We start from the raw sequence: 12,610 nt of genomic DNA on the forward strand, positions 1-12,610 counted from the left end.
CTCGTAGCCACACGCTTGGAAAGGCCCTCACATGTCCGACCTGCTGCGCGCCCCCGCCGAGATCAAGTACGCCGAGGAACTGGACTGGCTGGAGTCGATCGACGACAACCCCAAGCCGTTCTCCTGGCGTCTGTCGCCGAAGATGGTCCGCCTGTTCGTCCTGGGCTCGGAGCGCGCCGACGGCCTCGACCGGGAGATCTCCCAGAAGTGGTTCGGCGACCGCAGCTTCGTCGAACGCTCCATCGTGACGCTCGCCTCCGACCGCGGGCTTCTCCTGATCGGCGACCCCGGCACCGGCAAGTCCTGGCTGGCCGAGCTGCTGTCCGCCGCGATCTGCCGCAACTCCACCCTCGTCGTGCAGGGCACGGCAGGAACCACCGAGGACCACATCAAGTACTCCTGGAACGTGTCCATGGTCATCGCCAAGGGCCAGTCCCGCGAGTCGATGATCCCCTCACCGATCATGACCGCGATGGAGTCCGGCGCGATCGGCCGCTTCGAGGAGCTCACCCGCTCCACCAGCGATGTCCAGGACGCGCTGATCTCGATCCTGTCCGAGAAGTACATCTCCGTTCCCGAACTCGGCAGCGACGCCGACAGCGACAACATCGTCTTCGCCAAGCCCGGCTTCTCGGTCATCGCCACCGCCAACAGCCGGGACCGGGGCGTCAACGACCTCTCCTCGGCCCTCAAGCGCCGCTTCAACTTCGTCCGCATCCCCGTGGTGACCAACAGGAAGAGCGAGGCGGAGATCGTCCGCTTCCGCACCGAGGAACTGCTGCGCCGCCACCAGATCGAGCTGGACGTGCCGCCGACCCTCCTCGACGTGCTGCTCCAGAGCTTCGCCGACCTGCGCGCCTCGGCGGCCGCGGCCGGCAGCGACGACGAGAAGCTCGAGTCCGCGCTGTCCACCGCCGAGCAGATCGGCGTCCTCGAGGACGCCGTCCTGCACAGCAACTTCTTCGGCGAGCGCGCGCTGACCGCCCACACCCTCGCCTCCTCGCTCGTCGGATCGCTGGCCCGGCGCGAACCGGAGGACCTCGCCATCCTCAACAAGTACCTGCACGGCGTCGTCGAGCCGCGCAGCAAGGAACAGGGCGGCTCCTGGCCGGAGTTCCTGGAGGGCGGCCGTGACGCGATCGCCACCCTGTCATGAGCGAAGGCACCTTCGGCGCCCTGCGCGCCCAACTCCAGGAAGCCGCCACCGCCCTCGCCGACGGCCCCGACGCCCTGGAGGGCATCCTCCTCGGCATCGTCGACGACGTCGACCGCGCGGTGCGCGAGCCGCTCGAGATCTTTCCCGTCTGCCACCACTCGCCCGCCTCCGCGCTCGCCATGGCGCGCCGGCTGCGGGAGAAACAGCCGAAGGTCGTCTACCTGGAGCTGTGCGAGGACATGGCCCCGCTCCTGACCGAACTGCGCAACTGCCGGCTCCCGGTGGCGGTCCAGTCGTACGCGACCGAGGTCGACGGCTTCCCCGCCGAATGGGCGCCGCTGTCGGTGGTCGCGCCGATCACCGAGGCGTCCGCCGAGTACCAGGCGATCGCCTACGCACTCGACACCCCGGGTGTCGAACTGGTCCTCGTCGACCGCTCCTCCGACCACGTGTTCCAGTGGGACGCCCGCGACCCGGCACCCGCCGAACCGGCCGACCCGGACGCGCCGTCCGCCGGGTCGCCGGCCGCCGAACAGGAGGCGGCCCTGCACGGCGACGCCGTCGGCGTGGAGATCGGCGACCTGCGGCCGCGCTTCGCCGAGCTGGAGAAGCACCTGCTGCGCCACGGCCGGGTGCGGCACTGGTCGGAGTGGTGGCACCAGTACGTCGAGCTGCCGCTCGGCGACAGCGACCACGACACCTACCGGCAGGTGATGCTCCTCATCGGCAGCCTGTTCCGGCGCCTCGCCCCGGGCGACCCGCACCGCGTGCGCGTCGACGAGGACCGTGAGCGGTACATGTGGACCCGGATGCGCGAACACCTCGCCGCGACCGCCACCGACCCCGAGGACTGCCTCTACGTCTGCGGCGCCTTCCACGCGGCCAGCCGCGTCGCCGAGTTCGGTGTCCACGGCGCCGACACCTTCGAGATCAGCCCGCCCAGCGCCACCAAGTGGCAGCACGGCCTGATCCCGTCCAGTCACGCCGCGATCGAGGCCCAGTTCGGTCTCGCCGCCGGATCGGTGTCGATCGCCGCCACAGTGTGGGCGAAGAACGTCAAACGCACCCGCGTGAAGCCGTTCCGCCTGGAAGGACAGGCCGGCACGAAGAAGCCCCGGAAGCCCGTGGCGGCGCCCGAGCCGGCCGCACCTCCCTCCGACAAGCTGTCCGGCTTCCTCCAGCGGCCACCCGCGCTCGACCGCCTCGACGAGGCCGAACTGCTCGGCTGGTCGGTGGAGATCGTGCGCGCCGCCCGCCGCAACGGCTACCTCGCCTCCACCGCCGACGCCATCGCCGTCTTCGAGACGTCGATCCTCCTCGCCGGAATGCGTGACCGCGCCAGACCGACGCCGTACGACTTCCAGGACGCGGTCGTCACCTGCATCGAGAAGGACTCCGTGCCGGGCCGGCGTGACGTGCGCCGCCTCGTGGAGATCATGATGGGCGGCGACCGGATCGGCCAGGTCGGCTACGACGCCCTGCCACCCCTCGCCCGTGACGTGCACGACCGGCTGGAGCCGCTCGGCCTCAAGCTGCAACAGCGCGGTGTGCAGCGGGCGTTGCTGGACATCGCGGGACGGCCGGAGCTGGAGCGCTGCTCCGACGTGCTGTGGATGCTGAAGTACCTGATGCCGCACGGCGCCGCCCGGCCCATCATGGGGGAGCGGCGGCTCGGCGAGCGGCCCATCCAGGAGTCGTGGGACCTGGCCCTGGGCACCCACCAGCGGGCGCTGATCGAGCTCGGCTACGAGGGCGTCGGCATCGAGCAGGTACTTGAACAGCGCCTGCGCCGCGCGGCCTACGGCCCGCACGCCACCACGGCGACCGTCCTCGAAGCCGTCGAGGACGCCACCCTCCACCTGCGCAGCCGCCGCCTCGCCGACGAGCTGGGCACCCGCGCCCTGGAGGTCCTGGCGACCGAACGCAGCGTCGACGGCGCGCCGGAGGTGCTGCGCCGGGTCCGCCGGCTGCTGGCGTACTACCGGACCAGCGAGCCGACGCTGCCCGCGTGGATCGAGTCCTTCGTCAAGACGGGCTACGCGCACTACTGCACCCTGCTTCCGACGGCGTTCACCGACGACGACGCGACCGTACGCCAGGTCGCGGCCATGCTCGGCTTCCTGTTCAGCATGGAGAGCCTCGCGCTGTCACTGGGGTGCGACCGGACCCAACTGGAGCTGGCGGTCGCCCAGTCGCACCCCGAGGACCCGTCGAAGGTGGCGCTGCTGTGGGCGGCCCAGACCCACCTCGGCCGCCTCTCCCGCGCGGAGCTGCGCACCCGGTGCGACGAACTGCTGGGCAACCCCCTGGTGGTGCCCGCCTACCCGCGCTACCTCAGCGGCTTCCTGCACGCGCTGGAACCGGTGCCGGGCCTCGCCGACTTCGTCGTGGAAGCGGTGTCGAACGCGTTCGCCCGGCTGCCGGACCCGGTGCTGCTTCCGTGGCTGCCGACCCTCATCACCAGCCTGCGCTCCGGCGGAGCCGAACTCGCCCCGCTGCTCATCCGCGAGGCCGGGCGGATCTTCCCCGGCCGGCTCGCGGCGCTGGACGCGTGGGTGCCGCCGTGGCGGGCCGCGCCGGTGCCGCAGGCCACGCAACCGGCACGTCCCGAGGGCGGCATCCCGCGCGTGGCCCTGCTCGCCGCCCACCCCGCCACGTGCGACGCGGTGGCCGGCCTGCTCGGCTGCGACGACGGGTGGGAGACGGCGGAGCCCGCACCAGGGGGCGCGGCCCTGATCGGCCGCCACCCCGCCACGGCTACGGCCTTGGAGGCGCTGCTGTCCGGCCGGTGATACTGCGGCGCGCGCCGAAGCATCCGGTTCCTATGCTCGCCTCATGAACAGCACGGACACCAAGACCACAGGCGCAGTATGACCCCGCCGGAGATGCTCGCCGTCTTCGCGGCGGGCCTGGGTGCCGGAGCCGTCAACACCGTTGTCGGCTCCGGCACCCTGATCACGTTTCCCGTCCTGCTCGCCACCGGCCTGCCGCCCGTCACCGCCACGGTGTCCAACGCGCTCGGCCTGATCCCCGGCTCGATCAGCGGAGCCATCGGCTACCGCAGGGAACTCGAGGGCCAGCGCCGCCGCGTTCTCAAGCTGAGCGTCGGCGCCGCCGTCGGGGCTCTCGCCGGGGCCACGCTCCTGCTGGCCCTGCCGGCCACGGCGTTCGAGACGATCGTGCCGGTCCTGGTCGCCCTCGCCCTCGTCCTGGTCGTCCTCCAGCCCCTGATCAGCAGCCGTCTGCGGCGGCGCCGCGAACGCAACGGCACGCCCGCCCGCCCCGACGGAGGCCCCCTGCTGCTCGTCGGACTGACACTGGCCAGCGTCTACGGCGGCTACTTCGCCGCCGCGCAGGGGATCGTCTACATGTCCCTGATGGGCGTACTCCTCGACGACACGATGCAGCGCCTCAACGCCGTCAAGAACGTGCTCGCCGCCGTCGTCAACGCCGTCGCCGCGACCCTCTTCCTGTTCGTCGCCGACTTCGACTGGACGGCCGTCGCCCTCCTCATGGTCGGCTCCGCCCTCGGCGGCCAGATCGGGGCCACGGTGGGCCGCCGTCTCGGCCCGGTGTTCCTGCGGAGCCTGATCGTGCTGGTCGGCACCGTGGGCATCGTCCAGCTGGTGCGCTGACGAGGCGGCGTCAGCCCTGCCAGCGGCCGCCCGAGAAACGGACGAAGGCCTCGACCAGGTCCGGGGGCATGGCCGGGAACACGTTGATCGGGACCACCACGTACCAGCCGTCCCGGCCCCGGAAGATCTTCTTCGGTTCCGGTGCGCCGGGCCTGAGCCGGACGTGCGGGCCGTACGCGCGCGCGTTGCGGCCGCGGACGTGCACCTGCTGGACACGGACGGAGAGGACGTCCTGCCAGGCGTACGCGACCCGGTGACGCCCCATGCGGGCCACGATCCCCCAGGCGTCGATGCGCAGTTCCTTGGCGACCCTCGGCAGGAGCAACATCACGAAGTTGAGGAACAGGGCGAAGGCGGGCCAGAACACCACGCTGAGCCAGGCGGCGGGTACGGCCCAGTTCCCGGTCGCCGTCAGCCGCAGCATCGCAAGGACCATGAACGCACCGCACCACGGCCAGTGGGCCACCGAGAAGCGTCGCTGGCGGCTCGACACGACGTAGGCCTCGGCCGTGGAGATCACCGTGTGGCCGGGTAGCTCGTGCATCGGCGGCGCATGGTCGAACAGCTCCGAAAGCCGGGGCAACGGCTCGCGGGTGGGCGGCGGCTGACGCGACGGGACAGGGCCCGTGACGACGAGGGGCTCTTGCTGCCGCGGCGCCGGGACGACAGGGGTGGGCTGCGCGCCGCGCCGCACGCGTCCCGTCAAATGTTCCTGGAGCCGCAGGTGCCGGAAGCGGTACGTGCCGCCGTACCGCTGGAGCAGCCCCTGGCCGTAGGCGTCGCGCAGGAACTCCATCAGCGACCAGGGCACCCGGCCCAGGACGGCGAGCCACGCCTTGGAGATCACCCACAGCATCCACGGGCTGAGCAGCACGAGGACCATCACCGCGCCGGTGAAGGATTTCAGGAAGGCGGCGCCCACCTCCACAGGGCCCTGGTCGACGGACAGGGCCCGCGCCGCGGAGCCCAGCCCGATCATCGGGGCGACCACGCCCAGGGTGAGCAGCGCGGTGCGGCGTTCGTCGCGGAGCAGGGCGTCGGGCGTGGCGGCGTCGACGGTGTCCGACGGCGCGCCGAGCACCGCCATGAGCAGTGTCGGCAGGGCGAATCCGAGCAGGACCAGCGCGGTGAAGCCGTCCGCCTGCGTGGTGTCCTGGGCCAGGAGGATGAACAGCCCCGTCGGGACGACGAGGACGGCGAGGGCCGGTACGCCCCGGCGCAGCGAAGCGGCCCGCGAGGCCGAGCGCAGGGCGGCGCCGGCCATGAACGGGTTGGCCCGGCGCCGCGGCTCCCAGATCCGGTCGCCGAACCAGAGAATCGTCGACAGTTGCAGCCCGGTGGCGAAACTGAAACCGGCGAACAGGTCGAGACGCTCGAAGGCACTCGCCGGAAGGACCGAGTCCCCGTAGGTGTCCTGTGCCCAGGTGGTGATGTTCACCGCCGTCTCGCCGAGCACGAGGCAGGCGACCACCAGCGTCGGCACCGCCAGGAACCGGGGCACCCAGGCACCCTTCAGCCGCCACCACGAGAACTCCGCGCTGCGCCGCCGGTCGAGCTCGCGGGCGAGGAACGTCAGCCAGCCCCGGGCGCGCTCCGGGTTCCAATGGCCGGGCGCGTGGAGCCGGTCCGTGTCGTGCGGGCGGGGTGCGAAGGCCGCCGGGACCACCGCGTCCAGCAGGTGCTCCTCCACGGCCTCGCGGGTCGGTAACCAGGAGCGGTCGGTGAGCCGTGCCGGGTCGGCGTAGGGGCTCGCGTAGGCGCGGCGGGCGAGCCAGATCATCAGGGGCGTGGTGAGCGCCTGGGCGAGCGGCCCCTCGGGGTGGTCGGCGAGCTCGTCGACGACCTGGCCCCACCGGTCGTGCTGCGCGTCGGAGGAGGTGCGCAGCAGATGACGGGCCGCGTCCCGGGGGCCGACCGGGAGCGCCTCCAGGTCGGACGCTCCGGACAGGTGCAGACCGAGGGCGCGGTACTCGTCCGTGCGGGAGGCCAGTACGAAGCCCGACTCCCGCGGGGCGATGTCGAGTTCGTGGACGACGGCGGCCCGTCGGTGGTCGGGCAACTCGTCCAGGCCGTCGAGCACGGCGAGGATCCGCCCGTCGCGGACGAGGCGGCGGGCCGGGTGCTCCCCGTCCACCCGCGGCAGCCCCGGATGGTCGTCCTCGACGCGCCCCACCAGCCAGTCGCGGAACGACACCCGCTCCGCGTCCCACGACTCCAGTGACAACAGCACCGGGACGGGCGTGGCGCGGTCGCCGAGGACCCGGCGGGTCACATCGCCCAGGTGACGCTCCGCCAGCCGCAGGACCGTCATGGCGAGGAGCGTGGACTTGCCGGAGCCGGGTCCGCCCAGGACGAGGAGCCGACGCGGATCGAGCCCCACCAGCGTGTCGACCACGTCGCCGAGCCGGTCGCTGCGCGCGGCCGCCCGGGTCTCGGCGGGGGATGTCCACCGGGCGAGCCACCGAACGGCCAGCGGTGCGGCGGTGTCCCCGAGTTGCCAGGCGGCGGCCTCGGCCGACCAGCGGGCGCGGACGGCGCGGGCCAGCTCCTCGGCGGCGAGGTCCACCGGTTCGCGTGGCGGCGGCAGGTTCACCACGAGGTCGCCGTGGATGTGCCCCACCTGGACCAGGTACTCGACGGTGCTGTCCACCACGACGTTGCGCACTTCGGACGGCGGCAGCCATCCGCCCCACTCACCCCGTTGAGTGTCCATGCGTGAATTCTCGATCAGACGTCGCCGTACGTCACGTAGTTGTGTCGGACAGCGTTGCCCCATCAGGAACGCACAAAGTCCGACAGCATCATTGATTCGTTTCTGATCGAGTTTTAGGGTGAGGCTGGCTCGGTGACACCTCTGTCACCAGCAGTAGTCACCTGATGCATCGTCATCTTCACTTCCAGCAAGCTGCGCTGAGTCACAGTCAGGATTGGTTCGTTTCTGTTCGCTTCGAGGAAGGTCACGGACATGCCGCACCCGCACGTGTCTCCCACGGCCGTCAGCCGTCGTCGTCTCCTCGAGGGCGGAGCCGCCGTCCTCGGCGCGCTCGCCCTGTCCGGGGCGCCCGCCGCGGCGTACGCGGCCGGCCTGCGTGAGGCGGCCGACGGCACCCCGGAGTGGAACGGCCACATCAACGTCTTCCGGCTGGGCTCCGAGCCGCCGCACAGCACCCTGATGCCGTACGCGACCCTGGGCCAGGCGCTGACCGCCGACCGCACGCGCTCGCCGTACCGGCTGAGCCTGGACGGGACGTGGAAGTTCGCCTACGCCGACCGCCCCGACGACCGGGACGTCGACTTCCACCGCACCGACCTCGACGACACCGACTGGGACACCCTCCCCGTCCCCTCCGCCTGGCAGCTGCACGGCTACGACCGCCCGATCTACATCAACAGCGACTACCCGTGGTGGGGCCCCAACGGCCTGGGCGAGGAGGCGCAGCCGCCGGCCGCCCCCACCCGCTACAACCCCGTCGGCCAGTACCGGCGCACCTTCACGGTCCCGCGCGACTGGGACGGACGGCGGACGTTCCTGCACTTCGAGGGCGTCAAGTCCGCCCACTACGTGTGGATCAACGGGGAGTTGGTCGGCTACCACGAGGACTCCTACGACCCCGCCGAGTACGACATCACCAAGCACCTCAAGCGGGGCACCAACCAGATCGCCGTCGAGGTCTACCGCTACTCCGACGGGGACTGGCTCGAGGACCAGGACATGATCCGGCTGAGCGGCATCTTCCGCTCGGTCTACCTGTACTCCACCCCGGCCGTGCACCTGCGCGACTTCAAGCTGGACACCCCGCTCGGCGACGACTACGAGTCCGCCGCTCTGTCGGTCACCGCGAGCGTCCGCGACTACGGCGGCAAGGGCGCCGGCCGGTACTCCGTCGAGACCCAGCTGTACGACGCCGGCGGCCACCCGGTGTGGTCCCGGCCGCTCCAGCAGACGGTCGCGGTCGACTCCGGCGACGAGACGACCGTACAGGCCGCGAAGGCCGTGCCGGCGCCGCGCCTGTGGTCGGCCGAACACCCGTACCTCTACACCGCCGTGCTGCGCCTGCGCGACCCGGCCGGCAGGGTGGTCGAGACCCTCTCCCACCGGGTCGGCCTGCGCGAGTTCGCCCTCAAGGACGGGCTGATGCGCATCAACGGCAAGCCGGTCTCCTTCAGAGGCACCAACCGCCACGAGATGCACCCGACCCACGGCTCGGCGCTCACCCGCGCGGACCTGGTCGAGGACATCGGCATCATCAAGCGCCTGAACATCAACACCGTCCGCACCTCGCACTACCCCAACAACCCCCTGTGGCTGGAACTCGCCGACGAGTACGGCCTGTACCTCGTCGACGAGACCAACCTGGAGACCCACGGCATCCGCGGCGAGTACCCCGGCAACCACGCCGACTGGACCGAGGCGTGCGTGGCCCGCGCACAGGGCATGGTCCACCGCGACAAGAACCACGCCTCGGTGGTCATCTGGTCCCTCGGCAACGAGGCGGGCGGCGGCAGCACCTTCAACGCCATGTACGACTGGATCCGCTCCTACGACACCACCCGCGTCATCCAGTACGAGGGCGACGACCGGCCGGGCATCAGCGACATCCGCTCCGAGATGTACGACAGCCCCTCCCGCGTCGAGGCACGGGCGAAGGACACGAGCGACACCCGGCCGTACGTGATGATCGAGTACTCCCACGCGATGGGGAACTCCAGCGGCAACTTCAAGAAGTACTGGGACCTCGTCCGCCGCTACGACGTGCTGCAGGGCGGCTGGATCTGGGACTTCGTCGACCAGGCCCTGAGCTGGCCCACCCCGACGCGCCAGCTGTTCACCGAGTCGGGGCCCGCCGCCCTGAGCGGCGAGGTCATCGCGCCCAGCGGCACCTTCGCCCGTGACAAGGGCATCTCCGGCGGCACCGTCTTCGCCCGCGACGAGAGCCTCGACCTCACCGGCTCGCTGACCCTGGAGGCCTGGGTCACCCCGCACGTCACCGGCTACCACCAGCCGATCATCGCCAAGGGCGACACCCAGTACGCCTTGAAGCAGACCGACAGGACGCTGGAGTTCTTCATCTACGGCGGCGGCCAGTGGATCACCGCGAGCTGGGCGCTCCCGGAGGACTGGACCGGCCGCGAGCACCATGTCGCGGGCGTCTTCGACGCCGAGGCCGGCACGCTGACCCTCCACGTCGACGGCTCGGTCCGGGCCACCCGCACAGCCAACCGGCGCCCCGCCGTCAACACCGCGCCCCTGGCCCTGGCCACCGACGTGGACAACCCGACCCGCGAGTTCAGCGGCACCATCCGGCGGGCCCGCGTGTACGCCCGGGCGCTGAGCGCCGCCGAACTGGCCTCCGACGGCCGCGGCCCCGGCGACGGCGGCGTACGGTTCTGGTTCGACGCCGCCACCGTCGGACTCACCGAGAAGCGGCCCCGCGACAAGACGTTCCTCGCCTACGGCGGCGACTGGGGCGACAACCCCAACGACGGCGCCTTCTCCGGGGACGGCATCGTCACCGCCGACCGCGGCAGCACCGGCAAGGCCGTCGAGGTCAAGCAGATCTACCAGGCGATCAACGCCGCGCCCGCCTCCGGCGACACCGTCACCTCGGGCCGGGTCACCCTCACCAACGAGTACCTGTTCACCAACCTCCGCGAGTTCGACGGCCGTTGGTGGCTGGCCGCCGACGGCAGGACCGTTCAGCGCGGCAGGCTGAGCCGCGACCAGCTGGACGTCGCGCCGCTCACCAGCAAGGACATCACGGTCCCCGTGAAGCTGCCGTCGAACCCGGCGCCCGGCACGGAGTACTTCCTGCACCTCTCCTTCACCACCAAGGAGCCCACCAAGTGGGCGAAGGCCGGCTTCGAGACGGCCAAGCAGCAACTCCCCGTCGCCGCGAGCAGCCCGGCCGTGACGCCCGTACGCCTTCAGAGCGTGCCGCCGCTGCGCCACGACGACGGCGAGAAGGCCGTCACCGTCCGGGGCCGGGGATTCTCCGTCGCCGTCGACAAGAGCACCGGGACCATCACGTCGTACGAGGCCAAAGGCGTCCGCCTGATCACCTCCGGACCCGTGCCGAACTTCTGGCGGGCGCCCACCGACAACGACCGGGGCAACGGCCAGCACACCCGCAACCAGACCTGGCGCGACGCCGGCGCCCGGCGCGAGGTCACGAAGGTCGCCGTCCGCGCCCTGCGGGACAAGGCCGTCGAGATCAAGGTCAGCGGCACCCTGCCGACGACCGTCGCATCGACGTACACCACCACGTACACGGTCTTCGGCAACGGCGAGATCAAGGTCGACAACACCCTGCACCCGGGCGCGTCGAGCCTGCCCTACATCCCCGAGGTCGGCACCCTGCTGTTCCTGCCGAAGCGCCTGGACCGCCTGCACTACTACGGCCGCGGTCCCGAGGAGAACCAGTGGGACCGCAACAACGGCACCGACGTGGGCCTGTACTCCGGCACCGTCGCCGGGCAGTGGACCTCCTACCTGCGCCCGCAGGAGAACGGCAACAAGACCGACGTCCGCTGGGCCGCGCTGACCGGCCGCGACGGCGTGGGCCTGCTCGTCTCCGGCGAACCGCTCCTGGAGGTGAACGCCTCGCACTTCACCCCGGAGGACCTGTCGAGCGGGGTGCGCCACGACTACCAGCTCACCCCGCGCGACGAGGTCGTCCTGCGTCTGAACCACCGTCAGATGGGCGTGGGCGGCGACAACAGCTGGGGCGCCCACACCCACGACGAGTACAAGCTGTTCGCCGACCGCGACTACTCCTACACCTACCGGCTGCGCCCCCTCACCGACGTCAGCAGGGCGACGGCGGCGACACGTCGGCCGACGGCGGGGGAGTTCTCGTAGGAGCCGATGTCCCGGCCGCCGCCGGTCAACCGAGCACGGTCTCCCAGGTGTCGACCGCGTAGTGCAGGGTCATCCCGTGCCGCGCGTACAACTCGGGAGCGCCGGTGGCGTTGGCCGTGTCGACGCCGAGCCCCACCATGTCGCGCCCCTTCGCGGCGAAGGCCGCGAAGGCGTGCCGCAGCAGGAGTCCGCCGAGGCCCCGGCCCCGGGCCTCGGGCAGGACGCCGATGCTGCGGATCCACCCCATGGCCTCGCGGTCGCCGCGGGCCAGCAGGAAGCCGACGTCTCCGAGGTCGTCGACGCCGACGATCCACACCAGGGACCAGTCGAGCTGCTCGGCGTCGATGTCGTGGAGCCAGCTGGGGTAATCACGCGGCTGGAAGTCGAAGTGCCGGGCGAAACTGGCCTGGTACAGCTCGTGCACGCGCGCCTGGTCCGCCTCGCTCGCGCAGGCCCGTATCCGCACCCCGGCCGGGGCCTGCGGCGCGAGGTCGGCCGCGGGGTCCACGGGCCGCCGCAGGACGTGGTAGCGCCGTACGACCTGCCAGCCCCGCGCCTCGATCAGGCCGGTGTCGAGCGTCGGCCGCACATTGAGATGGAGATGCACCACGGCCCGCTGCGCACCGTTGTCCCGGGCCTTCTCCAGGGCCCTGGCCTCCATCGCGTCCAGGACACGCATACCGGCCTGCTGGTGGTCGGGCAGCACGTAGTGGTCGATGTCGATGCGTTCGCCCTCCGACTCGTCCCACAGCAGTCCGTAGACCACCAGCCGGTCCCCGTCGAAGGCCAGCCAGGAATCCCGTTCGAGGTCGGTCCCGGGATGCTTGAGGTCGGCCTCGACGGTGTGCAGGTCGGTCTCGGGCCGCCCGATCTCGATCTCGTCGACCGCGTTGAGCAGTGCCGTGATGGCGGGCGCGTCGGAAAGGGCGGCGGGGCGCAGGGGGTTGGACATGGGGTCAG

The 12,610-nt window shown here is 71.4% G+C and carries 6 protein-coding genes; 4 read left to right on the forward strand and 2 right to left on the reverse strand.

Translation table 11 applies throughout. The annotated features are described in order from the left end of the window. The first annotated feature begins 31 nt into the window (after positions 1–31). The 3 genes from ACFYWX_RS23430 (at position 32) to ACFYWX_RS23440 (ending at position 4,791) form a co-directional block, all read left to right on the forward strand. Positions 32–1,156, forward strand: a complete 1,125-nt coding sequence (locus ACFYWX_RS23430; protein WP_389426013.1) for an AAA family ATPase — start codon at positions 32–34, stop codon at positions 1,154–1,156. After that, on the forward strand, positions 1,153–3,948 hold the full coding sequence (locus tag ACFYWX_RS23435) for a DUF5682 family protein (protein ID WP_389426014.1): 2,796 nt from the start codon (positions 1,153–1,155) through the stop codon (positions 3,946–3,948). Before ACFYWX_RS23430 ends, ACFYWX_RS23435 begins: the two co-directional genes overlap by 4 nt. 78 nt (positions 3,949–4,026) lie before the next feature. Continuing rightward, positions 4,027–4,791, forward strand: a complete 765-nt coding sequence (locus ACFYWX_RS23440) for a sulfite exporter TauE/SafE family protein (protein WP_389426015.1) — start codon at positions 4,027–4,029, stop codon at positions 4,789–4,791. Positions 4,792–4,801: 10 nt separating this feature from the next. On the opposite strand, the gene ACFYWX_RS23445 is transcribed toward ACFYWX_RS23440, so the two are convergent. Then, positions 4,802–7,504 carry an NACHT domain-containing protein gene (locus ACFYWX_RS23445; protein WP_389426016.1) on the reverse strand — a complete coding sequence of 901 codons (2,703 nt, stop codon included), beginning with the start codon at positions 7,502–7,504 and terminating at the stop codon, positions 4,802–4,804. Positions 7,505–7,756: 252 nt separating this feature from the next. On the opposite strand from ACFYWX_RS23445, the gene ACFYWX_RS23450 reads away from it, so the two are divergent. Further along, positions 7,757–11,650, forward strand: coding sequence for a glycoside hydrolase family 2 TIM barrel-domain containing protein (locus ACFYWX_RS23450; protein WP_389426017.1), 3,894 nt, complete (start codon positions 7,757–7,759; stop codon positions 11,648–11,650). A gap of 25 nt (positions 11,651–11,675) precedes the next feature. On the opposite strand, the gene ACFYWX_RS23455 is transcribed toward ACFYWX_RS23450, so the two are convergent. Next, the gene (locus ACFYWX_RS23455; protein WP_389426018.1) at positions 11,676–12,602 is read right to left on the reverse strand and encodes a GNAT family N-acetyltransferase; all 927 of its coding nucleotides are present in this window, start codon (positions 12,600–12,602) and stop codon (positions 11,676–11,678) included. Between the last annotated feature and the right edge of the window lie 8 nt (positions 12,603–12,610).

The sequence above is a fragment of the Streptomyces sp. NPDC002888 genome (assembly GCF_042888465.1).
Taxonomy (GTDB): Bacteria; Actinomycetota; Actinomycetes; order Streptomycetales; family Streptomycetaceae; genus Streptomyces.